22 protein-coding genes and 2 tRNA genes are annotated in these 24,651 nt (G+C 39.8%); 11 read left to right on the top strand and 13 right to left on the bottom strand.

The features are described from left to right. Positions 1-4 precede the first annotated feature (4 nt). Complete coding sequence (locus DK924_RS07675) at positions 5-1,387, bottom strand: amidohydrolase (protein WP_054200750.1); 1,383 nt, start codon at positions 1,385-1,387, stop codon at positions 5-7. Between the two features lie 100 nt (positions 1,388-1,487). Continuing rightward, positions 1,488-2,273, bottom strand: coding sequence for a hypothetical protein (locus DK924_RS07680; RefSeq protein ID WP_109874782.1), 786 nt, complete (start codon positions 2,271-2,273; stop codon positions 1,488-1,490). Positions 2,274-2,517: 244 nt separating this feature from the next. On the opposite strand from DK924_RS07680, the gene DK924_RS07685 reads away from it, so the two are divergent. Then, on the top strand, positions 2,518-2,880 hold the full coding sequence (locus tag DK924_RS07685) for a DUF3718 domain-containing protein (protein ID WP_036984821.1): 363 nt from the start codon (positions 2,518-2,520) through the stop codon (positions 2,878-2,880). 102 nt (positions 2,881-2,982) lie between these two features. Here the strand turns inward: DK924_RS07685 and DK924_RS07690 are convergent, their stop codons facing one another. Continuing rightward, positions 2,983-3,675 (bottom strand): hypothetical protein, encoded by a 693-nt coding sequence (locus DK924_RS07690; RefSeq protein WP_010389702.1) that lies wholly within the window; start codon positions 3,673-3,675, stop codon positions 2,983-2,985. 121 nt (positions 3,676-3,796) lie between these two features. On the opposite strand from DK924_RS07690, the gene DK924_RS07695 reads away from it, so the two are divergent. Together DK924_RS07695 and DK924_RS07700 are read left to right on the top strand one after the other, a co-directional pair. Beyond that, positions 3,797-4,663, top strand: a complete 867-nt coding sequence (locus DK924_RS07695) for a fructosamine kinase family protein (RefSeq protein WP_109874783.1) — start codon at positions 3,797-3,799, stop codon at positions 4,661-4,663. Between the two features lie 90 nt (positions 4,664-4,753). After that, positions 4,754-4,957, top strand: coding sequence for a CPXCG motif-containing cysteine-rich protein (locus DK924_RS07700; RefSeq protein WP_008464077.1), 204 nt, complete (start codon positions 4,754-4,756; stop codon positions 4,955-4,957). Here DK924_RS07700 and DK924_RS07705 read toward each other — a convergent pair. Further along, the gene (locus DK924_RS07705; protein ID WP_109874784.1) at positions 4,954-5,580 is read right to left on the bottom strand and encodes a riboflavin synthase subunit alpha; all 627 of its coding nucleotides are present in this window, start codon (positions 5,578-5,580) and stop codon (positions 4,954-4,956) included. The genes DK924_RS07700 and DK924_RS07705 overlap by 4 nt on opposite strands. 190 nt (positions 5,581-5,770) lie before the next feature. Between DK924_RS07705 and DK924_RS07710 the strand changes: the two genes are divergently transcribed. From DK924_RS07710 to DK924_RS07730, 6 genes are all read left to right on the top strand, one after another. Next, positions 5,771-7,126, top strand: coding sequence for an MATE family efflux transporter (locus DK924_RS07710; RefSeq protein ID WP_109874785.1), 1,356 nt, complete (start codon positions 5,771-5,773; stop codon positions 7,124-7,126). After that, positions 7,104-8,153: a DUF3080 family protein gene (locus DK924_RS07715; protein WP_109874786.1), complete on the top strand. Its 1,050-nt coding sequence runs from the start codon at positions 7,104-7,106 to the stop codon at positions 8,151-8,153. The genes DK924_RS07710 and DK924_RS07715 overlap by 23 nt, the downstream gene beginning before the upstream one ends. A 236-nt stretch (positions 8,154-8,389) precedes the next feature. Further along, a tRNA-Val gene (locus DK924_RS07720) sits at positions 8,390-8,466 on the top strand. 29 nt (positions 8,467-8,495) lie between these two features. Next, positions 8,496-8,572, top strand: a tRNA-Val gene (locus DK924_RS07725). A gap of 115 nt (positions 8,573-8,687) precedes the next feature. After that, the gene (locus DK924_RS18705; RefSeq protein ID WP_146199368.1) at positions 8,688-8,870 is read left to right on the top strand and encodes a hypothetical protein; all 183 of its coding nucleotides are present in this window, start codon (positions 8,688-8,690) and stop codon (positions 8,868-8,870) included. Positions 8,871-9,020: 150 nt separating this feature from the next. Further along, the gene (locus DK924_RS07730; RefSeq protein ID WP_109874787.1) at positions 9,021-9,836 is read left to right on the top strand and encodes an amino acid ABC transporter substrate-binding protein; all 816 of its coding nucleotides are present in this window, start codon (positions 9,021-9,023) and stop codon (positions 9,834-9,836) included. Here DK924_RS07730 and DK924_RS07735 read toward each other — a convergent pair. Further along, positions 9,833-10,756, bottom strand: a complete 924-nt coding sequence (locus DK924_RS07735; protein WP_109874788.1) for a hypothetical protein — start codon at positions 10,754-10,756, stop codon at positions 9,833-9,835. The genes DK924_RS07730 and DK924_RS07735 overlap by 4 nt on opposite strands. A 319-nt stretch (positions 10,757-11,075) precedes the next feature. On the opposite strand from DK924_RS07735, the gene DK924_RS07740 reads away from it, so the two are divergent. Beyond that, complete coding sequence (locus DK924_RS07740) at positions 11,076-11,975, top strand: ABC transporter substrate-binding protein (RefSeq protein WP_109874789.1); 900 nt, start codon at positions 11,076-11,078, stop codon at positions 11,973-11,975. Between the two features lie 73 nt (positions 11,976-12,048). Here the strand turns inward: DK924_RS07740 and prpF are convergent, their stop codons facing one another. The 5 genes from prpF to DK924_RS07765 form a co-directional block, all read right to left on the bottom strand. Then, positions 12,049-13,221 carry a 2-methylaconitate cis-trans isomerase PrpF gene (prpF, locus tag DK924_RS07745; RefSeq protein ID WP_109874790.1) on the bottom strand — a complete coding sequence of 391 codons (1,173 nt, stop codon included), beginning with the start codon at positions 13,219-13,221 and terminating at the stop codon, positions 12,049-12,051. A 12-nt stretch (positions 13,222-13,233) separates the two neighbouring features. Next, the gene (gene acnD, locus DK924_RS07750) at positions 13,234-15,843 is read right to left on the bottom strand and encodes a Fe/S-dependent 2-methylisocitrate dehydratase AcnD (RefSeq protein WP_109874791.1); all 2,610 of its coding nucleotides are present in this window, start codon (positions 15,841-15,843) and stop codon (positions 13,234-13,236) included. A gap of 94 nt (positions 15,844-15,937) precedes the next feature. Beyond that, positions 15,938-17,065, bottom strand: coding sequence for a 2-methylcitrate synthase (gene prpC / locus DK924_RS07755; protein WP_109874792.1), 1,128 nt, complete (start codon positions 17,063-17,065; stop codon positions 15,938-15,940). Positions 17,066-17,090: 25 nt separating this feature from the next. Continuing rightward, positions 17,091-17,969, bottom strand: coding sequence for a methylisocitrate lyase (gene prpB / locus DK924_RS07760; protein ID WP_008109898.1), 879 nt, complete (start codon positions 17,967-17,969; stop codon positions 17,091-17,093). A 70-nt stretch (positions 17,970-18,039) separates the two neighbouring features. Beyond that, positions 18,040-18,753, bottom strand: coding sequence for a GntR family transcriptional regulator (locus DK924_RS07765; RefSeq protein ID WP_109874793.1), 714 nt, complete (start codon positions 18,751-18,753; stop codon positions 18,040-18,042). Positions 18,754-19,017: 264 nt separating this feature from the next. On the opposite strand from DK924_RS07765, the gene rsmF reads away from it, so the two are divergent. Then, positions 19,018-20,457, top strand: coding sequence for a 16S rRNA (cytosine(1407)-C(5))-methyltransferase RsmF (rsmF, locus tag DK924_RS07770; protein ID WP_109874900.1), 1,440 nt, complete (start codon positions 19,018-19,020; stop codon positions 20,455-20,457). 534 nt (positions 20,458-20,991) lie between these two features. Here the strand turns inward: rsmF and DK924_RS07775 are convergent. The 3 genes from DK924_RS07775 to DK924_RS07785 are packed head-to-tail and all read right to left on the bottom strand — an operon-like array spanning position 20,992 to position 24,645. Beyond that, the gene (locus DK924_RS07775) at positions 20,992-21,705 is read right to left on the bottom strand and encodes a VpsP family polysaccharide biosynthesis protein (RefSeq protein WP_109874794.1); all 714 of its coding nucleotides are present in this window, start codon (positions 21,703-21,705) and stop codon (positions 20,992-20,994) included. Further along, positions 21,698-22,426, bottom strand: a complete 729-nt coding sequence (locus DK924_RS07780; RefSeq protein WP_109874795.1) for a tyrosine-protein phosphatase — start codon at positions 22,424-22,426, stop codon at positions 21,698-21,700. Before DK924_RS07780 ends, DK924_RS07775 begins: the two co-directional genes overlap by 8 nt. 11 nt (positions 22,427-22,437) lie before the next feature. Continuing rightward, on the bottom strand, positions 22,438-24,645 hold the full coding sequence (locus tag DK924_RS07785; RefSeq protein ID WP_109874796.1) for a polysaccharide biosynthesis tyrosine autokinase: 2,208 nt from the start codon (positions 24,643-24,645) through the stop codon (positions 22,438-22,440). Between the last annotated feature and the right edge of the window lie 6 nt (positions 24,646-24,651).

A 24,651-nucleotide genomic window follows, 5' to 3' on the forward strand; every position in this document is an offset into this window, starting at 1 on the left:
CTCCTTATTGTTGACCTAACATAAAATCACTTTGTGCTTGGAATGCGCTATCGTTTCTATCGTAAACTTTTGCACCATCAACAAACACTTGCTCTGCTTTTGCATAAACACTAAACGGGCTTTGATTCCAAATAACAACATCAGCTTGTTTGCCTGCTTCAAGTGAGCCTGTTTTATCTTCAATACCTAACGATTTAGCGGCGTTAGCTGTGATCCACTTAATTGCATGCTGCTCAGAAATATCAAACCCATTTTGGTTTGCACTGTACATTACTTTAGCGGCTTCTTGGTTTAAGCGTTGAATCGTCGTGTCAGAATCTGAGTGCACAACGGCACATGAGTTTTTAACGGCATCAACAATAGCTACGTTCTCTTGCACCATATCGTAGGCTTCCATTTTAAAGCCCCACCAGTCTGGCCAAAGTGCAGCACACGAGCCGTTTTCAGCCAGTAAATCAGCAATTTTGTATGCTTCAATACCGTGATGGAATGTGCCCGCATGATAATTAAACTCTTTTGAAAGGTCGATCATCATCGCCATTTCTTCTGCTTTGTAGCAGTGATTATGAATACGAACGTCACCTTCTAAAACACCGCGTAATGTATCGTATTTAATATCTCGGTGTGGAGCTTCTGGGTTTTTACCCGCAGCGTAATCAGCATCGTATTTATCCCACTCACGCTTATATTCTTGAGCGCCAATCCATGCTGTGCGATAACCTGCCATATTACCCATACGTGTCATCGGTAATACACCTTTTCGACCGTAAACACGTTTAGGATTTTCACCACAGGCCATTTTTAAACCGTATGGCGCATCAGGAAATTTCATTCCTTGCATGGTATGAGCCGGTACATTTTTAAGGGTAACGCCACGTCCACCAAATAAATTAGCTGAACCTGGTAAAATTTGTAATGACGTAATACCGCCTTCACGTGCGCGATTAAAACCTGGATCTTGTGGCCATATTGAATGCTCAACCCATACTTCTGCCGTATTAGGGCTGGTCATTTCGTTACCATCTTGATGAGACTCAACCGATGGATTTGGATAAGCACCTAAATGTGAATGAACGTCAATAATGCCTGGTGTTACCCATTTACCTTGCGCGTCAATAGTGGTGTCTGCATTAGCAGTTAAATCTTTACCAACTTGCTGCACTTTACCGTCAACAATCAGTACGTCAGCTTCATCTAAACGCTCACCCGTACCTGTTAATACCGTTGCATTAGTGATCAAGGTGCTTGATGTCGCTACTGGCTGATAAGTACTTGGGTATGGGTTTTTATTAATGGTTACTTTTGGATCTTGTGGGCCGCTTTCTTGGCAACCAACAAGTGCTGCTGCTAAACCAACAGCTAACAATGAGGGAGCAAATTTTTGCATGTTTTTAGGTTCTCCTGTTTTTTTACTACTTTAGCGAAAGCAAACGTATAAAGCTAAAAAAACAGGTTAAAAGGCGGTTATTTAAGGTGAGTTTCTGTAATTATTTTCTTATATAATTGTTATAAAGCTTATCCAGAGCTCCTTCGGTGGTGAGCGATGGATCTTTACTTATAAAGTGTTTAACCGTTCGGGTTACAAAATCTGAGTTTTGCTTATGTAATTTTGAAAAATCTTTAATCAATGTATTACCATCTTTTGCGGCTGTGACTTTATCATGGCGATGTCTGTATTGGCTCAATGCCTTATTAAAATCACCTTGATAGTCTTCCACTAAAATTTTATAAAAATCACTTTTTTGTACCTTTAAAACATTAATGCAATAATTAAGCGCTTCTTTAAAGTCGGTAAATACAGTGCCTTCTACATCAAACTCTTTGGTTTTTTCACGCACTGTGACACGTGCTTCTTCAGTAGCATAACTAAACCCCGTAAAAGCAAGTCGCTCAGCCGCTTCTTTACCGAGTTTCATACCCGCTTGAATACTATGAGCAAATTCATCACTCATGTCAGCGAGCTCGTTTTCTTCCCACATGTTATAAACGCGCAAAGGCTTTGCATACTTATTAGATAACTTCTTTTTAAGTTTGCTAAATCGCTCATCAATGGTCATTAATCGCTCATTGTGAAGTAATGCATGGCATTCATAACAAGCTGCAATGGCAACAAAGTCAGCTTCTTCACCTAGATCAATAATACTTTGTAGCATATGCAATGGCGGGCAATGATCGCACTCTGTTGCCTCACAGCCGCAATAAAAACATTGGTTAAAATGCTGCTGCTCACACGCATAAGCTTGCTGGTAGTAACTTGCTAACGTTTTATTCACAATTGCGCTCCAAAAATATAAAATGCCACAAATTTAGGGCGCGATAATAACAGCCTGAAAAAATATTTCAGTAGGAAAACGCTAAAGTGTGTCAAAAATAAATTATTTATGAACAACTTTTCATACACCTACAAAATTGCACGATTTATATACACATCTTCTTACAGCTTACCCCATTCAGTTAACAACATTTCGGCTACATTAAGCAATACTTAAGTTGCATATAAACAAAGAGGCAAATACTATGATTTCTTTCAAAGCAACTCTATATTCAACTGTATTATTGGGCGCAGCAACATTAACAGCTCCTGTAATGGCGGCCACTTTTGTTGCCGCTGATTCATCACCCGGTACCCAAGCTTGCATGGCCGTTGCATCTAACAAAAGACTGACACTGCTCAGAACAATGAAAGATCTACGTATAGATAAGCATGTAATTAGCAAAAAATTACTCTGTAATGATTTATCAGTGGGTGACTTTGTAACGCTGTATGATTTAAATAAATCAGCACAATTTTTAAATATTGAAGCATCTACTAGTACGTCAATAAGAGATTTAGCAAAAGTAAACAAACCGCTTGTAGTTATTATGGCGGGATCTAAATAACCTGAGTTCTAATTAAAAAATCGTGAGTTTTAAATGCGTTTAATTTACTCTAGCCAAACACGTTAGGCAGGGCTTAGTACCTGCTTAACGTGTATTTAATTATTAAATAAGCGCTGCCAACAAGCCAAACAAACCACCAAATACCCCACCCCACACAACGAGCCAGCCTAAATGTTCGCGGATCATGGTTTGAATTATTTCTTTTACCATTTTAGGGGTGAGTTCATCTAAGCGTTCATCCACTAACTTAAGTACCGTATTATGCAAACTTTCCGCGTTATTACCTTGGGTTAACATGTCGCTTAATAGCGTTTTAAAATCGTCGGTGTCGCTTATTTGCACCAGCGATAATTGCATTTTTTCAATAAACTTTTCTCGCATTGGCTCAACGGCTTCAGTACCGCCAAACATTGCAAGCATGCTACCAAATTGTGATTGCTCAATAACCACTAACAAATTATCGAATGCAGGGTTTAAATCTACTTTATAAATTACCGATTCAAAATCAATCGTTGGCTGTGCCTTACTTAGAAGCTTGTCTATTTTATGCTCAGAAAAGAACTCCGTAAGTATTAAATTTCTTATAGCCACTTTAAAGCTTTCAAACTTAAGCGCAATTACACCTGATCCATATAAAAACGGTACTTTTTCAAACAGCATATGAATAGCGAGTAAATTTGTAACCGCACCAGAGAGTGCAAATAAACCCACTGAAAGTACAATGGCTTGATCAAATACAAAACCAATAACAACACAACACGCTGCTAATAAGTTAGTGATAAAACTTTTATTCATTTTTATTCCATTTCAGTGATTTGTATCAGAAATTGATAGTCTTAATTTTACACCGATTAATTTGTTTATTTAATCCCTTTTTGCCATAGTTTATTTATAGGTTTAAAAGGTGACTATTGTTATGTGGAAAACAATCAATCAACAGATCAGCCAAGCTATCCATTACGATTTTAAACACACCCATAAACGTCAGTTGCAAAATACATCCACCGATAAGTTGTTTCACTTAAGCGATGGCAAGCACAATTACTTAGTTAAAATTGCGCAAAAATATGAACTAGAACGCTTTGAGGCTCAAGCTCAAGGTTTAAAACAGCTTACTCAAAACAGTGTATTTATGGTGCCAGACTGCATTACAACTGGGGCCAATATAGAATTCGCCTTTATTGTATTAGAGTGGCTTGCACTTGACGAGCTTCCCCATACCCATTGGTCAGCTATGGGGGAGCATCTTGCTATGTTACATCAAAAACACCAGCAAGCGATGTTTGGTTTTGACACCGACAATTATTTAAGCTCAACACCTCAACCTAATCAGTGGCATAAAAAATGGGATGTATTTTTTGCAGAAGAGCGTATTGGTTGGCAATTACAGCTATTAGCTGAAAAAGGCATTGTACTTGCAGACCCCGAGCAACTGATAAATTTAGTAAAAGAGCAACTGCATAATCATCATGTTTTACCCTCACTAATACATGGCGATTTTTGGCGCGGTAATATGGGCTTTGTAAACAACATTCCGACCTTATTTGACCCTGCCTGCTATTACGGTGATCGGGAGGTCGATATTGCTATGAGTGAGCTTTATGCCCCCCTCCCTGAAGAGTTTTATAGTACCTACAATCACCAATACCCTTTAGCTCAGGGTTATGAGCAACGTAAGCTTGTTTACCAGCTTTACCCTATTTTAAACAACGCCAACATTTATGCGGGGCATTATCTAAATCAGGCTAAAGACCACGTTGATAAACTAATTAAACTAAAATAAATGTAGTAAACAAAATATAAGCACTATAATTATTATTAGCTCGTTGTGTGCTACCCACGTAAAAAAACTTAGTTTTTATGAGGTGTTATTATGAAAGACTTTTTATCACAACGTATCGCCTGCCCACATTGTGGGCACCATATTCATTTAGATCTCGATGCCAGTATGGGCGATCAAGACTACTATGAAGAATGCAGTGCCTGTTGTAACCTTATACACTTAAACATGCATATAGATTATGCACGTAACAAGTTAGAGTTACATGTGGACAGCGATGACGAACAAATATTTTAACTATGTTGGCGCATGTAGTTTTCAACGGTGTTTATAATTGTATAGGTTTGCTGGTCGACTTCAATATTGAACTCATCACCCACAACGGCTTCATCTAAATTAGTTATATCGAGTGTTTCTGGTATTAAATGCAACCAAAAGCCAAACTCATCAATATTACCCACCGTTAAACTTGCACCATTAACAGATACAAATCCTTTGTATAGCACATATTTTTGCCATTTTTGTGGCAGGCTGAGCTGTATTTTGTAGTTGTTTTCTAACTTCACTATTTGCGCAATTTTTGCGGTGCAATGAATATGTCCAGATACAATGTGCCCACCCAACTCAGTACCAAATGACACTGAACGCTCGTAATTAACTAAACTACCCAATTCCAGTTGCCCAAGATTAGTTAGCTGCAGAGTTTCGTCAATAACATCAAAATGCACTTGAGCAACCACATCATGATTACTTAGCTCTACTTTCACAACAGTCAAACAGCAACCATTTATAGCGATGCTGGCACCTAAGTCTAAATGCTTCACGTATTGCTCATTAACAGAAACTACCAAGCGTAATACGCCCTGTGCATGGGTTTTAGAAACTACCGTTGCTTGAGTTTGAATAATACCGGTAAACATAAAAATCGCTTCTATTTCTAACAAAGTGCTAGTTTAACGTATCAAAAGACAAAATCATTCACTTAATAGCACTTATTCATGGTTATTTTCACCACCAAGATGAATTAAATACAAACACCGACCACCAGCATAGCTTGGCAGATCACAATAGATTACAATGCGACTATGTTTTTCTGAATAGCTGTTTTTTATGACTTTTTGTAGTTGGGAAGCCAAACGTTTACTTTCTCTTGCCGTTCCCGTTTTTTTAGCACAAGTAACTTTAGTATTAATGTCTGTGGTTGACACCATTATGGCCGGACAAGTGAGCCCTACCGATTTAGCTGCACTGTCAATTGCAACGGGGATATGGAACCCAATTTTATTAGCAATACAAGGGATTTTATTAGCATTAACGGGCGTTATTGCACAATTCGCTGGTGCTAAAGATCGAAACGGCATCAGCCATTATTTTCAGCAAGCCCTTTATTTAACACTCCTTTTAAGTATTGCTGGTTTTAGTGCGGCGCAGCTTGCCAATACTGTTATTTTACAGCTAGATACCACCCCTGCAATTGCTGGACTTGCTTTTGACTACATTCATTTTGTTAAATGGGGTGTATTTGGCTTTTTAATTTTTACCGTTTACAGAAATATGACTGAAGGCATGGGGATGACCAAGCCTGCATTTTATATTAGCCTACTGGGGCTTGCGGTAAACATTCCACTCAATTATATTTTTATCAATGGCTTATTAGGCCTACCAGCATTTGGCGGAGCCGGTTGTGGTATTGCTACCGCACTCGTATTTACTGTTATGGCCATTGCGCAGGTGACTTATTGCCAGCTCAGCAAAAAAGTAGACGCCAAAGGCTTATTAGCGGGCTTTGAAAAACCTAACTTTAAAACCATAGGTATTATTACCAAACTCGGTATTCCTATATCACTAGCCACTTTTTTTGAAGTAACCTTGTTTGCCTGTATACCTTTATTTATTGCGCACTTAGGTGCGGTGGCCGTATCTGGCCATCAAATTGCAGCCAGTGTTACGGCACTATTATTTATGATGCCTCTTAGCCTCTCAATTGCAATTAGCATACGAATTGGTAATTTATTTGGGCAAAATCATTTAGATCAATTAAAAGTAGCCGTGTCTACAAGTTATATTTTAGCGGCAATTATCGCTCTATTTATTGCTTTTATTACTTTTATAGGTCGCGATGTGATTAGCCAGCTTTATAGCGATAGCCCTGCGGTACTCGCACTTGCTTCATCAATTATGATTTTAGCCTGTATTTATCAACTTCCTGATGCATTACAAGTGGCTGCAAATGGTATATTAAGAGGGTTAAAGCATACCGCGCCTATTTCTTATATCACTTTTATCTCTTATTGGTTAATCGGATTTAGTTTAGGCTACGTATTAGCAAGAACAGACTTAATAGTGCCAGCAATGGGCCCTCACGGTTTTTGGATAGGTATTATCGTTGGATTATCAGTTGCAGCTGTACTACTGATGCTGACAGTGCATAGGCGATTTAAACGTGAACCATTTATTCTCTCTTAATCAATCTATAACTACCACACTGCCACTTAAATGGTTACTGGCAGTGTGTTGTATCTTACTTTTTGGCTGCTCAGAGCAGCCCAGTGAAGCAAATAAAACCTATTTGTCTCGCTTAAGTAATACTTTGCAAGTTCCTAAAACAAACACAAACTCACTACAACAACTTACTTTAATTGAGCCTGTTGAAGCTTTACAACCAGCAATTAAAATTGGCATAACTGAACTTGCTGGTATTAGCCAATGTAAACTGAACGTTTTAATAAGCGAGCATAATAATCAGTTAGGTAAAACAGCCACCGCTGCTAGTCAATTGAAGTACCAAATAGATTTTATTCAAAGCGCGCAAAACTGTTTAAATAGCTTGGATAAACAAAGCAAGATTTACAAGAAAATTGCTGCGGCAAAAACTCAAAAACAAGCTCAGCTCACTCAGTTTTTCAACAATATGTTATTTAGTGAACCCGAGCTCAACAGCAGTTGGCAACTAACCGGCCAAGAGCTCAGCACTCAACCGGCTGGGTTTAGCGACACAGTTGAGGGGCTTAAAAAGCTAACTACTATAAAACAGCTAATAGAAAACCAAAATAGTATGGCAATAAACAGTGATGATATTTTGTCAGCACTTGAACCGCTTAACAGATACGAGTTTAACCAACAACTTATTCAAGCCGCGCGTGAACAAATTAGCTTAAATCATGCGGCAACCCAGTTTGTAAACACTTTAACGCTTGAAGATATATGCCCAAAGGGTAAAAACAAGCAGCAAGCTAAAATTGTCAGTAATATATTCAATAAATATTACTTGAAACAAATTCAGCCTTATCAAGCGCAGCTTAGTGGTTATTTAGAAACATTGCAGCCGCTGTATGTGCAACTGTGGTTTAATCAAGCAGTAAGCAGTGAAGGAGTAAATGCCCTTCTTGACCCAAACGCTAAAAATTTACTCGCTCAGCTAAAATCGTCAGCAAAAGAGCATGTTATATGGTGGCAAAAATTTTATAAAACGTGTGAAATCAGTCCAATATGAATAAAAAAACGGCAAATAAACTCAAATAGCATAAACATGCTTGATTCACTCCCCATCACGCTATATATTAGCGACCGTTGTTAAGCAATTAACAATTCTTAAATACATGCAGTACAACTGTAGCTCAGTTGGGCGAGATTAGACCGAAGCGAAGCTTCGCAGCCGAACGACGTGGAGGCAGGACGCCGACAGGATGAAGCTTCATGGACGAATTAAATAGTATGTAGACTTATAGTACGACTGTAGCTCAGTTGGTTAGAGCACTACCTTGACATGGTAGGGGTCGGTGGTTCGAATCCACTCAGTCGTACCAAAATTAGTAAAAAATATATTTAAAATTGTACGACTGTAGCTCAGTTGGTTAGAGCACTACCTTGACATGGTAGGGGTCGGTGGTTCGAATCCACTCAGTCGTACCAATTCAAAAAATACCTTAAGAAAAAGCACTACCCTCTCTTAATCACCCGGTCCACAGGTCTATAACTCGAATCCACTCAGTCGTACCAATTCAAAAAAAGAACGTAGGTCGGTTAAGTGGCGAAGCCACGCCACCCGACATTGGTGAAACATCCGACATTAGGAAACACCCCAACACCAAACATCACCCAACATAAAGCAAAACCTGCACCGACATTGGTTAATATCCAACATCGTCGGATGACGCCTTCGGCTTATCCAACCTACGTTAATTGTTGGGAACGTAGGTCGGTTAAGTAGCGAAGCGAAGCCATCCCACCCGACATTGGGTAACATCCATTTAATCACCCTGCAAAGTCAGTATTTATTGCTTGATAATTCATACTATGTTAACAAATAGACTATCTTTTAAATTAATACACCAAAAGCACGCTAAGAAAGGATTTAACTATGAAGTTTGTTACGCTCATTTTACTAGTCTTACTTGGCTTTTCAGTTGAAGAAGCTCATGCAAAAACGGTGGTTAAAGTAGGTGGCTATGAGTTCCCTCCTTATATAGAAATTGTTGATGGGCGTGCTTCTGGCCTTACCGTTGAATTAATAAGCGAGCTCAATAAAATACAGTCTTCTTATCATTTTGAATTAGTACTAACCACGCCTATTCGTCGCTTTAAGGATTACCAAAAAGGCCTATTCGATTCGGTTTTTTTTGAGAACCCGAACTGGGGGTGGCAACAAGGGAATAATGTAATTAGTAACTCCCCTGTTATAGCAATAGATACAGAAGTATTTATTGCTTTAAGGCAATTTGCAAAATCTCAAGCCTGGTTTGATAACTTAGAAGATAAAACCTTAGTGGGTATTTTAGGCTACCATTATCCGTTAGCTAATTACGAAAGTAGCCCCTCAGTTCTTGAAAACGAATATAAAATGACTTTATTAAGCAGCCATAAAAGAAGTATTGAATTAGTATTAAAAAAACGCAGCGATTGCGCTATTGTTACTCGCTCTTACCTAAATCAATACTTTAGCAAGTATCCAAAAAGCAAGCGTTTGCTACTTGTGTCTGAGCGAGTTGCACAAACCTATAATCATCAATTATTACTCCGCCCAAACCACACGCTAGATATAAGCACCTTGTATAAATGGGTAAAGCAAGCACTCACGCAAGGCAATATTGCAGCTAGGCTAAAGCAACTTGGGCTTCAACAATCCCCTCTAATTACACCTTTACTACTGACGAGCCAAACAAATATTGCTAATTAATGGCAGTAACTAGAAAACTTACTATTCTCATCATTTGTCGCAAACTCAACTAATGTCATTAGCAAATCACTGTGCTTATGCGTAAACCCAGTATTAGAAAGACGCTTTTCTAAATAGGCGGTAAAGTTTTTTCGCTGCTGGTGTTGGCTTTGTAACTTAATTAAAAGCTCTGACTGTTTTTGGTTAATTAATCGTGTCTCGTATATCGGGTCTTCATCTGGCCAATTCTCTACTGGAGAGCCCTTTTGTTGAAACACAAAATCACTCAACGAGCGTTCTATTTTATTATAATCATGTTCCCCTAGCAGTTTTTCTATCTCTTTTAGTAAACTTGAGTATAACACCCGAGGAAAAAGCTTATAAAAATCATGATTTTTGAAAGACTCACCAGAGGGCGTTTGCTGCCAATTTTCAAAGCTTGCTCGTAAAGCATGTACTAATATACGCCCTACATAATGGCTTTTTTGAAACGAAACGCCTTGCGACTCTAATCTCGATAAAACATGGTTTAACCGTTGCTTTAAACTACGTACTTCTAGTTGTAGTTCGCTTTTTTGAGTCTCTAGTAATTGTATTTCGTCAGCACTTGTTGTTATTTTTTGTTCTAACTTATTTATTTTAACTTGTGCACCATGAAACAAATCACGTGTATCTTTGAGCTCGGCCAATACACTGGCATTTTGTAATTTTATAGGCGAATTATCATCGCCTTTATAAGTTATGGTCTGTTTACTGTTTTTTAATGCTTCGTTTAACGCGTGCTCTAATTTACTGTCTATTACTTGACCAGACTTACTGCCTTTGAGCAACGTGGTTAGAGTTAAAGAAATATGCTTTTGATACCAATTTTGGATGTGCTCACACTGCACATCAGATAAATTAGCAAATGGATTATCTTCACTTATTGGCTTATTAGCCATAAAAGTTCCCTCTAGTAAAAACACCTTTAATTATCATACCAACTCAATTGAAATGGTGATTTATTACAGCACCTAGAAATAGAGTAATATGAAAATTATTTATATAGTTGTTTTATTTAATACGATTGAATGTTCATGTTATTAATAAGATAAGTACTAAATCGTATTTAAGTTAAATTACTTGTATTCGCATGTTAATAGTTATCGCTTTTTAAGGCTATATTTAATTGTATGAATACTAAAAGAACCTTACCATTTAAGTTGTTTATTCCAGATAACACACTAAACTTAACTGTACATATAAAAATGCATTATCCTTATGAGAATATTTTTAGTCGCTACCTTATTTATTTCACTTTTTGCTTACGCAGATCCTGCGCCAGTAACTTACACAGTTAATGATAAAAATATCACTCTTCCTGGCGAAAAATACAAAAGCGGTTACGGTTATAATTTAGAGGCTGATACCGTCCTTCGTTTAGTCACTCTCAACTGGCCTCCCTACATAGACGATAACTTATGCAATAAAGGCTGGCTATACCAGCTCACAGTTAGCATGCTGGTAAAGCGTGGTTATGGCGTTCATATTGAATTTTATCCTTGGGCGCGTGCAGTTCGCGAAGCAGAGCTAGGCAAGGCCGATATATTATTTCCTGAGTACTATATTGACGACGATGTCATATCCGAAAATATTCTAACAAAAACACGAAATCAGTTATTGGCGCTATCAGAACCTATTCCAGGCGGCGATTTATCATTTGTTGCGCTAAAGGATCATACTATTGACTACGATGGCAGCATTAACTCTGTAAAAAACCGAGTGATGGGCGTCGTTCGTTCATACAAGAATAGTGCTAAACTCGATGAACTTATTGATCAAGGTGAAATAAAAACCATTGTGGCAAACAGTGAATATCAGCTTATTCACTTGCTATTAAACGGTCGTGTTGAGCTTATTGTTGCTGACTTAGAAGTACTTAAAGCCAGCGTTTATAAGTCACTTTTATCAAATAGAGATAAAAAAAGGATGCTAAATGCGCTCGTTGCATTAATGCCAAGCATTGAGTACAAAAATCTATATTATTCTGTAACTAAAAGTGCACCACAATGGCAATCTATTTTGGAAGATATAAATACTGAAATTGCGAATATGCATGCAAACAATGAGTTTGATAGCTTTATAAAAAATAAAAAACAACAGTGTTATAACCTTGGATAATTAACGATTTGTTTTAAACTACATGATAACTATAAAGCTGATGCTCCCAAAGCCATCAGCTATTATATAATGTTTAAAAATCAAATGGCGCTCTTACCCAGCCTTCCATTAAAACACGCGCGCTGCGGCTCATACTGGCTTTGCTAACCTGCCATTGGCCATTTGTAACCACCGCCTCTGCTCCCACTTTTAATGTGCCCGAAGGGTGACCAAAGTTAACTTCATTAATAGCACCACCACCGGCGGCTAAATTAACTAATGTTCCTTCAACTGCCGCAGCAGTACCAATAGCGACAGCGGCAGTGCCCATCATTGCATGATGTAACTTACCCATTGACATAGCACGGACTAACAAATCGATATCACTTGCATTAACCTGCTTACCACTTGAGGATATATAATCATGTGGAGCAGCCACAAATGCCACTTTAGGTGTGTGTTGGCGTGCTTGTGCTTCATTAATATTATTAATTAAGCCCATTTTTACTGCCCCATGGGCACGAATGCTTTCAAGATTAGTTAGTGCGGCTTCATCAGCGTTTATGTCATCTTGTAGTTCAGTACCGGTATAACCAATATCACTGGCATTTACAAAAATAGTTGGGATACCAGCATTGATCATAGTTGCTTTTAACGTGCCCACGTTTGGAACTTCTAAATCATCAACTACATTGCCTGTTGGAAATAGCGCACCATCACCATCAGCAGGGTCAATAAATTCAAGCTTTACTTCAGCGGCAGGAAAGGTAACACCATCTAACTCAAAATCACCGGTTTCTTGTACTTCACCATTGGTCATGGGCACATGCACTAAAATACTTTTTTTAATGTTAGCCTGCCATACACGCACAATGGCAATGCCATTATCAGGTACTCTGCCTTTATCGACTAAACCATTACTAATGGCAAATGCGCCCACAGCAGAGGTTAAATTACCGCAGTTGCCACTCCAATCTACAAACGCTTTATCAATCGCGACTTGACCAAATAAATAATCAATATCGTGATCGGGCTGTTCACTTTTACTTAAAATAACCGTTTTACTGGTGCTTGATGTTGCGCCACCCATACCATCGGTTTGTTTACCGTATGCATCTGGGCTACCAATAACGCGCAATAATAAGCTATCGCGCGCCTCACCTGCCACTTGGGCAGGTGCAGGTAAATCTGTTAAATTAAAAAACACGCCTTTACTGGTGCCACCACGCATGTATGTCGCTGGCACTTTAATTTGTGGTTTAAACATAAATGTGCGTCCTTATGATGCTTGCGTAGCTTCTAAAAAGTCTTGCGCAAAGCGTTGTAACACACCGCCTGCAGCATAAATAGAAAGCTCTTCTTGCGTGTCTAATCGGCACTTCATTAGTACGTTTAATACCTCACCATTTTTACGTGTAATAACCAGTTCCAAAGTTGCTCCTGGTGTTGGCTCACCCTTTACATCGTAGCTTTCGCTACCATCTAGGTTAAGTGTTTTACGCGTTGTGCCAGGCTTAAACTCAAGCGGCAAAACGCCCATACCAATTAAATTAGTACGATGAATACGTTCAAAGCCTTCAGCTGCAATAACCTGAACACCAGCAAGCCTTACGCCTTTTGCTGCCCAATCGCGAGACGAACCTTGACCATAGTCGGCACCGGCAACAATAATAAGCGGTTGCTTACGTTGCATGTAGGTTTCGATGGCTTCCCACATACGCGTGTTTTCACCTTCTGGCTCTATGCGCGCGTACGATCCTTGCTTCACTTCACCGTTTTCATCCAATACCATTTCATTCAATAATTTAGGATTGGCAAACGTGGCTCGTTGCGCGGTTAAGTGATCGCCTCGGTGCGTTGCGTACGAGTTAAAATCTTCTTCTGGCACATTCATTTTAGTCAGGTATTCACCTGCAGCGCTGCTTGCCATAATCGCATTAGAAGGTGATAAATGATCGGTTGTAATGTTATCGCCAAGTACTGCTAATGCACGCATACCACTCATACTGCGCCCACCTGCTAATGCCCCTTCCCAATAAGGAGGGCGACGAATATACGTACTTTCTGGGCGCCAATCGTATAATGGGTCGTTATCTTCGCCGTAATCAACGGTTAAGTTAAACATAGGCTCGTATACTTTTCTGAATTGCTCAGGCTTAACGCTTTGCTTGATCACTGCATCTATTTCTTCATCAGATGGCCATAAATCTTTTAAGGTTACATCGTTACCTTGCTGATCTTTACCGAGTATATCTTTTTCTATATCAAAACGAATGGTACCAGCAATAGCATAAGCAACCACAAGCGGTGGAGACGCTAAAAACGCTTGCTTTGCATACGGATGAATACGACCATCAAAGTTACGGTTACCCGAAAGCACCGCTGTTGCGTATAAATCGCGATCAATCACTTCTTGTTGAATTTTAGGGTCTAGTGCGCCACTCATACCGTTACAAGTGGTACAGGCAAAACCAACAATACCAAAACCAAGCTGTTCAAGTTCTGGTAATAAGTTTGCATCTTCAAGGTACGATTGCACTGCTTTAGAACCTGGTGCCAATGAGGTTTTAACCCAAGGTTTACGCATTAAACCTTTTGCATTGGCGTTACGCGCCAATAAACCTGCAGCAATTACATTGCGCGGGTTACTGGTATTAGTACAACTAGTAATAGCGGCAATAATACACGCGCCATCTGGCATTAAGCCCTCTTCGTTTTCAACAACGCCCGAAATACCTTCTTTAGCTAAATCGCTAGTTGATACACGACGATGCGGATTTGAAGGCCCTGCAATGTTGCGCCCTACACTTGATAAATCAAATTTAAGTACACGATCGTAATGCGCTGTTTTTAAGCTGTCGCTCCATAGCCCTGCTGTTTTGGCGTAGTTTTCTACGAGTGCAATTTGCTCTTCATCACGACCTGTTAAACGTAAGTAATCAATAGTTTTATCGTCAATGTAGAACATAGCGGCGGTTGCGCCAAATTCAGGAGTCATATTCGAAATGGTTGCTCTATCACCAAGAGTTAGTGCATCAGCCCCTTCACCGTAAAATTCGAGGTAAGTCGATACCACACGTTGCTCGCGTAAAAATTCGGTAATAGCCAATACAATATCGGTTGCAGTAATGCCCGGTTGGCGTTTACCGGTAAGCTCTACGCCAACAATATCGGGTAAACGAATGTACGATGCGCGCCCAAGCATTACACTTTCGGCTTCAAGGCCGCCCACACCAACAGCAATAACACCTAATGCATCAACATGCGGTGTATGGCTGTCGGTACCTACTAGCGTGTCTGGGAATGCAATACCATCACGGTTTTGAATAACCGGCGACATTTTTTCAAGGTTAATTTGATGCATGATGCCATTGCCCGGCGGGATCACATCAATATTTTTAAAAGCAGTTTTAGTCCAGTTTATAAAATGAAAACGATCATCGTTGCGTCTGTCTTCAATAGCGCGGTTTTTCTCAAACGCTTCAGGATCAAAGCCTGCGTGCTCAACAGCTAATGAATGGTCAACAATCAGTTGAGTAGGTACAACCGGATTTACTTTTGCAGGATCGCCGCCTTTCGCAGCAATAGCGTCGCGCAGGCCAGCTAAATCAACTAGAGCGGTTTGCCCTAAAATATCGTGACATACAACGCGTGCCGGATACCATGGAAAATCTAAATCTTGCTTGCGCTCAATTATTTGGCTAAGCGCATCGGTTAGCATATCGGGTTCACAGCGGCGCACTAAGTTTTCGGCAAATACACGCGAGCTATAAGGGAGAGTAGCGTATGCGCCTGGTTTAATGGCATCTACCGCGGCTTGGGTATCGTAGTAATCTACATTTGAGCCTGGTAATGGCTTACGGTATTGGGTGTTATTAATAATGGTCATAATAAATTCGCTAATTTGGTGACGGAGGAGAGTGCGGTAAAAGCGTTATAAACAATAAAAGGTGAGCCGAGTGCTCACCTTAAACGCTAACTAATTAGCCTCTTGATTCAATTGGCGTGTAGCTGCGCGCATCTGGCCCTGTGTAATCGGCACTTGGGCGAATAATACGGTTATTTGCACGTTGCTCTTTTACGTGAGCAGTCCAACCGGTTACTCGGCTCATTACAAAGATAGGCGTGAACAACTTAGTAGGAATACCCATAAAGTGGTACGCCGATGCATGGAAGAAATCGGCATTACAGAATAACTTCTTCTCACGCCACATAACTTCTTCGCAGCGAACAGACACTGGGTAAAGCACATCGTCACCCACTTCTGCGGCTAATTTTTCAGACCATTTTTTAATAATAACATTACGCGGATCCGACTCACGGTAAATAGCGTGACCAAAGCCCATAATTTTATCTTTACGCTCAAGCATGCCCATAAGCGCGTCTTCAGCTTGATCAGCACTGCTAAAGCTTTCAATCATATCCATTGCGGCTTCGTTTGCACCACCATGCAGTGGGCCACGTAAGGTACCAATCGCACCAGTAACACATGAGTGAATATCAGAAAGCGTTGACGCACACACGCGACCGGTAAAGGTAGAAGCATTAAATTCATGCTCTGCGTACAAAATTAGTGATACATTCATCACTTGTGCAAATAATTCACTTGGCGCTTTATCGTGTAATAGCGTTAAAAAGTGTGCGCCTACTGAATCATCATCAGTATGGGTTTCAATACGAACACCGTCATGAGTAAAACGATACCAGTAACAAATAATACTTGGGAAAATTGCCACCATGCGGTCAATTGCATCGTTTGCTTCGCTAAAGTCATTTTCCATTTCAAGGTTACCTAGCATAGAGCAACCAGTACGCATTACATCCATTGGGTGTGCGTCTTTAGGAATGTTCTCTAGCACTGTTTTTAGTGACTCAGGTAAACCACGTAAGCTCTTAAGTTTAGCTTTGTACTCTGCCAGTTCGCTTGATGTTGGTAGCTCGCCGCGTGAAAGTAAAAACGACACTTCTTCAAACTGCGCTTTTTCAGCCAGTTCGCTAATGTCGTAACCACAGTAAGTTAAACCTGAGCCTGTTTGCCCTACTGTGCATAATGCTGTTTGTCCTGCTACTTGGCCACGTAAGCCTGCGCCACCTAATGCTTTATCTACCATGATTTGTCTCCTGTTGAATTTTTTATTATTTGTCAGATTTTGCTGAAAAAAGGTTATCTAGCGTGTTTTCGTACGAGTGATAATCTAAAAAGTCGTAAAGCTCTGCACGCGTTTGCATGTTTTCAATTTGGCTTTGTTGCGACCCTTCATTCAAAATAGCCGAGTACACATTGAGTGCTGCTTTGTTCATAGCTCTAAACGCACTTAGTGGGTAAAGCACCATTTCTACACCCACATCGCTTAACTGCTCTTTGGTGTAAATAGGTGTTTGGCCAAACTCGGTAATGTTGGCTAAGATCGGCACGTTAATCGCTTTGCTAAATGCTTGGTAATCAGCAAGGTCGTGAACGGCTTCTGCAAAAATGGCATCGGCCCCCGCCTCAACACAGGCTGCTGCACGGTCTATTGCTGCATTTAAGCCTTCTTTTTGAAATGCATCAGTACGTGCCATAATGTAAAAATCGCTATCGGTTTTAGCATCAACTGCGGCTTTAATACGATCTACCATTTCAGCTTGAGTAACTATTTCTTTATTAGGGCGATGGCCACAACGCTTTTGCGCTACTTGATCTTCAATATGAAAGCCTGCTGCACCTGCTTTAGTCATTTCTTTAACGGTACGGGCAATATTAAACGCCCCGCCCCAACCTGTATCGGCATCAACTAATAATGGTAAATCGCTAGCGCCGGTAATACGGCGAATATCTTCAAGAACGTTATCAAGACTCGTCATACCTAAATCTGGCATACCAAATGAGGCATTAGCCACACCTGCACCCGACAAGTAAATAGCCTGATGGCCCATTTTTTCAGCCATCATCGCAGTATATGCGTTAATTGTACCTACAACTTGTAACGGGTGATTGTTTGCAATAGCCTGTTTAAATTTTAATCCTGCTGACATTACCTTCTCCTAACTTTGAACGGGGCTGCTCTTTGGCAGCTTAGTATTTTTTAATAATGTTACATCTGTACTAGTTAGCCATTTCATTTTGAGTGGCTTGTACTGATTGGTATCCATCAAATTTTGTTTGTATATTTGCTTGAGAAGCACTGATATGGCGTTTCATTAGCATTTCGGCGAGCTCCCCATCATGATTTTCTATGGCGTTTATAATCGCTAAATGTTCGTCAAACGCTTTCGATACGCGTGGCCCAACCATGCCCATTTGCACACGGTACATTCTTATTAATTGGTACAGGTCGTGGCATAACAAATGTATTAAGTGAGCGTTTTTACTGCCTTTGATTATTCTGTAATGAAAATCTAAGTCGCCGGCTTCTTGATAGTACGACTCACCTTCTTTAACACGCTGAGTTTGCAAATGCTGATTCAGTAATTGTTTCAAGCTTTGTACTTCATCGGCTGCCATATTGTCGGCAGCTAACCTACATGCAAGTCCTTCAAGGGCGCTGCGCACCTGATACACCTCAATTAAACGCTCTGCGGTTAATGCAACAACACGACAACCTATATTGGCTTTACGCTCAACTAAATAACAACTTTCTAAACGGTTTAATGCCTCTCTGAGGGTTGCACGGCTTACACCATAACGCTTTGCCAGTTCTGGCTCTGATATTTTACTGCCTTGTGCAATGCTTCCTTCTACTATCTCGCGGCGCATATCTACAAACACTTTATCGGAAGCGGTTGTAACTGCGGTATCGTTTAAAACGTGCTGTGTCATAAGGTGTTTTTATATTGTCGACAATTTATGGGTTAACTATGTGCTTATTAGCCAACAGTGTCAACCCTAAAAGTACTAAGAATGAGTAAAAAACCACCACATTGTCGACAGCATTAGCTAAAAGTATAATAAAAAATAGCATTTAAAGCTCTTCACTTAGAAAGGTGTCGACACTTTCAAGGTGCTACTATTTCGTTTTTAACACTGAAAATAATCGTTAAAAATGCTATTATCCGGCTTTAATTTTATTGTATGAGCCAAAACGTGGACGCTAACACTTATATCCCGAAGCAATTTATTGACGACGTAAAAACTTACCTGCCAGCTCACCTTACGTTAGATGATTTTTTAAGTGCCTGTCGTCGACCTTTACGTAAGTCTATTCGCGTTAATACATTAAAAATGAGTGTTGAAGAATTTAAACGCCACGCAGCTCAAAAAAATTGGCAACTAACAGCCATTCCATGGTGCGATGAAGGTTTTTGGCTAGAGCGCCCAAAAGATGAAGAGCAAAATTTAGCGCTGGGCAATACCGATTTACATTTAAGTGGCGCTATGTATGTACAAGAGGCAAGCTCAATGTTGCCGCCAATGGCACTAAAGCACAGCCTGCAAACTAGTAACACAGTACTCGATATGGCCTCTGCGCCAGGCTCTAAAACCTCACAACTAGCTGCACTAATGAACAATCAAGGTGTTTTGGTTGCAAATGAGCTGTCGTCATCGCGCTTAAAAGTACTCAGTGCCACGCTAAAGCGAATGGGGGTTGGTAATTGTGCGTTATCGCATTTTGATGGCGTGGTATTTGGTAATTACATGTTTGAATGCTTTGATAGTATTTTGCTTGATGCGCCCTGTTCAGGCGAAGGCACAGTTCGTAAAGACAGCGATGCATTAAAAAATTGGTCTATCGAATCAAATGTTACTATTGCCCAAGTACAAAAAGATCTGATTAAAAGTGCATTTTACGCACTTAAACCTGGCGGTACATTAGTGTATTCAACCTGCACCTTAACCCCTCTCGAAAACCAACAAGTGTGTGATGCATTGCTAGAAGAGTTTAGTGAGTACATTAAGCCAGAGCCTTTACATGATCTTTTCCCTGGCGCAGAAAAAGCCACTACAGACGAGGGTTACTTACATGTTTGGCCGCAAACCTTCGACAGCGAAGGTTTTTTTATTGCTAAATTTAAAAAGCACAGCAGCTGCGAAAACCAAAATCTAAAAGTTAAAAAAGGTGCATTCCCTTTTAGTGACTTTGATAGTAAACAGCAAAGTGCGTTTATGAGCTCCCTCAAAAAGCAATTTGGTTTAACGAGTCTACCAGGCACATTAATGCAGCGAGACAAAGAGCTTTGGCTGTTTCCAGATGAATTTGAAGCGATACAAAACAAAATTAAATATGCTCGATTAGGTATTCAGGTTGGTGTTATTCATAAAAATGGGGTACGCCTTGCTCACGAGTTTGCCACCGTATTTGGTAAGCAATGTAAAAGTAATGTACTGGAATTAACCAATCAACAAGCCAGTGATTACTTTAATGGTAAAGACATTCGTTTGGATGAGGTTGTTAAGGCAACTGGCGAAGTGATCCTGACCTTATGTGGTTGCCCTATTGGTTTAGGAAAGTGGCAAAAAAATAAGGTTAAAAACTCACTACCTAGAGATTTGGTGCAAAATACGCAGTTAATAAACTGGGAGTAAACCCTAACTTAAATGTAACAAAGGTGTGCATAACAAATGTAACCCACTGTAATTATTGCAGTATAAAAAACGAACAAAAATGTGTGTTTTTGAAGCTTTTGACTATACTTAAATAACTTTCTTCTTCTCCCTAAGAATCTGAAAGTGTCTTTAGTTAGCGCAGGGCTCACATGTGAGCCCCTCTATAACCCAGAGTTCCTTATAGCTCTGGGTCTTTTTTTGTCTAAACAAAAGTTAACGGGCTTCGGGGATCGGGAGTCGGGTTACGAGCCTAATCACGCATCCAGCCCTATATTACAATAAGAACTTAGTGATTTATTTACCACAGAGGATAGGAACGCACAGAGTAAGTAATTAAAGACAAAGATTAAAGAACTGTTGTTAGTTATTAGATTTCCAAAATTGAAGCTTTTCTCCGTGTAGCGCGAAGCGCCTCGGTATTCTCTGTGGTTCAAAAAAAGGTTAAAGTTCAGAATTAACGAGGTGCGAGGTTCAAGGCCCGTTACTCGAAGCTCGCAACCCGTAGCTCGTGTTTTAACCACAGTATTTATTAAACATCCAACTGTTTCTAATAGCCTCATAATGAGAGCCAAATTGAAGCGATAAACACACTATTGGCAAGCGATTCATTTGCTCAGCCATACTAAATACATCATAAAATTTATAACCATATTTAGAAGCTAATTTTAGCTCATTCACATAAAGAGCTTTGTAGGTGGGTGATAGCTCATTCCAATGCATTAACGCAATTTGAATAATACCTAAGTGAACATCTAACTTATATGGGCCAACTTTTTTAGCTTGCTGAATATAATTATATACCCGCTTAGTAGGCCCCTCTTGATAGCTGACAACTTGTGCCAAGCTTATCCAGGTTAGTGCCCAAGTTTGTCTAAGCTCAACCGACTTTAATAACGCTTGCTCAGCTTGTTGGTATGTTTGCTTAACTTTATCTGACTGCTCACTTGATGTTGTATCAATACCGGCTAAACCTAGCATTTTTATATGGGCTAAAAAGTGCCAATAATGAGGATGGTCAGGATCCATATTAGTAGCCAAGGTAATCGCATTTTCTGCCGCCTGAAGCGATGAGCCAGACAAAGCACCATCCGACTCTTGCACAATATTAAGTGCATTAAAGTACCATGCATTAGCACGCATACTTTGCATACTTGTATAAGCAATAACAAGTACTATCAAGGCTAAAATAACAGCAGGCACTACCTTGACCATGTTTAATTTAGTCATTAAATAAGTACTCGGTTAATTGCAGCGGGTTAGTTACAAAAAGCGCTGTAGCCCGCTCCTCACCTAATAACTGCGCTACTGCTTTTCTAGCTTGACTTAAAATAGGCGGTCGGCGCTTTACTGAATGAGCATCAGAGGCAACATAGTTCACTAAACCATCTTGTAGCATTTGTAACGCTATAGTTTGTGCGCTTTCGCCCCACTCACCTTCAATACTCGATGCCGTTAATTGAAAGTCGCAGCCTAATTGGTTCAAGTGTTGAATATAATAAAGGTTTGACTGAATATCGCGATTACGCTCTGGGTGCGGAATAATAACGCGTATATTTTGTTTAGCGAGCCACTGAATAAACTTATCGTAACCTTGCGGCATGTGTGAATGCGGTAACTCTAATAGCAACACGTTTTTGTCTGCTATTTTACCAATAAAAGGCAGTTTATTAGCCATCACCATTGCCATAAGCTCTATGTCTAAACGAACTTCAGCAGCGGCAGCTAATTTTACATTAATACCTTCTTTATGTGCCTCTCGCTTTAAACTCTCTAAATCGTTTTTTATTTGAGCAGTCGCATTATTAAAGCGGCCCACATGTATATGTGGCGTTGCCACCATATGAGTAATGCCATCGTTTTCGGCCAATTTTAAAAGCGCTAAAGATTCTGTTAAATCTTTAGCGCCATCATCAATACCCGGCAAAATATGCGTATGAATATCAATCATAAATTACTTAATTACACTTGTGGCTTTTCAGGTTGCTGTGAGTAATCGTAATAATCATAGTAACCATGGCTATGCTCATCTTTAGATTTACTCATATCTACCTTGTTTAGTACCACACCAGCAACGTGAGCTTTTACTTCAAATAAACGCTCAAGGCCCGCTGTAATTGGTTTAATACGGGTAATGTCTGACTTAACAACATAAACAACTGAATCAACACTTTGTGCAATTACCAATGCATCACTTACTGCTTGCGTAGGCGGTGTATCAACAATAATATGATCGTACTGCACTTTTAACTCACTAAGCAATTGTGCAAAACGTGGGCTTGACAACAACTCAAGTGGATTAGATGGTATTTGCCCACTTGGCATAATTGTTACACCCGATTGCGTGTCAACATGAACACACTCAGCTAATTGCTCAGTACCAATCATTAAATTACTTAAACCTGGGTGAAATACCGGTATATCAAAACGTTTAGCTAACGTTGGTTTACGTAAATCGGCATCAATTAGTAGTACTTTGCCCATTTGTGCCAACGACATCGCTAAATTAGCAGAGGTGGTGGTTTTACCTTCCCCTGGGGAGGTAGAGGTAACCGCAATAACCTGATGCGCTCGGTCAAGATGAGTTAACAGTAAACTAGTGCGGAATGTACGAACCGACTCAGCAAAGCGGCGATAAGTATCTTCTAAATAAGCATGAATCGGAAAATAGCTCTTTTTAGGAACTGCAACATGCGGCAATAAACCTAACATGCGCTGTGCGAGTTTATTTTCTACATCATTTTTATTTTTAACTGTGTCGTTTAAGGCATCAAAAACAAAAGTCATTACCACCGCAAAGCCAAAACTGGCAAAAAAGGCTAAAATAACAATCAGCTTTTTATTAGGCTTACTTGGGTCTTTTGGTGCATAAGCACGGTCTGTAAAACGCGCTGCAGCTGAGCTAAAGTCACTGGTTACTTCGGTTTCTTTGGAACGTGACAAAAAGGTATTAAAAATATTACGGTTTGTCTCAACTTCACGCTTAAGCTGATTATATTGGGTTTCTTTTCGGGTAATATCTTGGTATTCAGCACGAATTTTAGCTAAATCGCGCTCAAGCGCATTTACAGTTCGCGTAGTTCTATTTAACTCTTTTTCAATACCCGTAATTAAGCCTTTAATTTGCTTATTAAGGTTAGTTTTCACTGTGGCAAGTTCAGATTTAGCTGAAATCATTTTAGGATGTTTAGGGCCATAAACCTCACTAAGCTCACTCACCTTACGCTCAACCAATACAACTTCGCGTTTAACATCTTGTACAACACGATGCGAGGTAATTTCAGGCATGCTACCCAATAGCTCTATGTTATCGTTGCCATACTCGTTAATAACACGGTTTATGCTTTCAAGGTTATTTTTAGTCGCACGTGCATCCACTAACTGTTTTGAGGTTTGCTCAAGCTCTTGGGTAACAAGCCCTGCTATACCTTCTATATCAACCAACTTTTGCTCTTCTCGGTAAGCTTGTAAACGTACTTCAGAGCTATCTAGTTGTATACGCAGCTCTGATAAACGCGTATTTAACCAGCTCGATGCTTGTTGGGTAATGCCCATTTTAGCGCGCATTTGGCTTTCTATGTAAACTTCACCTACAGTATTAGCAACTAAAGCAGCTAACTTAGGGTCGCTCGACTCAAAACTTACTTGCACTAATTGGGTATTTCTAATTGGGGAGACTGTTAAGCGAGACTTAAACGCAGCAAGTAAGCCCAACATTTCACGTTCAGCTTGTTCTTCTTCGCTAAGAGCTGAGCTTTCTTTTTTATTTAAAAAAGGCAGTAATTGCTTAACCATACCTTTTAGCTCACCAGTGAGTGAAGGCTTAGCAATAAAGTCAGAATGATCTTTTAAATTAAGTTTAGTAATTACCTCACGGGCAATGCTATTTGACTTAATTACTTCAAACTGGGTTAAATAATACTCTTTTTTAGTAGAGTCTAAGCCATATACTTCCTCAAAGCTGACCGCTTTGGTTTGCTCCGACTCGATTAATAAAGTGGCTGTAGCTTCATACTTAGGTACTAGGGTTAACGCAACCATTATAGTGAGTAAGGTAACTACAATAGCAAAACCTAAAATTTTCCATTTACTTTGCTTAATAACATTAAGATAAGCACCTAAATCAATAACTTCCTCGTTGTTGCTAGGCTTTTCAGAGTGTGTATTCATTTTTAA

The sequence above is a fragment of the Pseudoalteromonas sp. meg-B1 genome, assembly GCF_003173795.1.
GTDB classification, from domain to species: Bacteria; Pseudomonadota; Gammaproteobacteria; order Enterobacterales; family Alteromonadaceae; genus Pseudoalteromonas; species Pseudoalteromonas undina.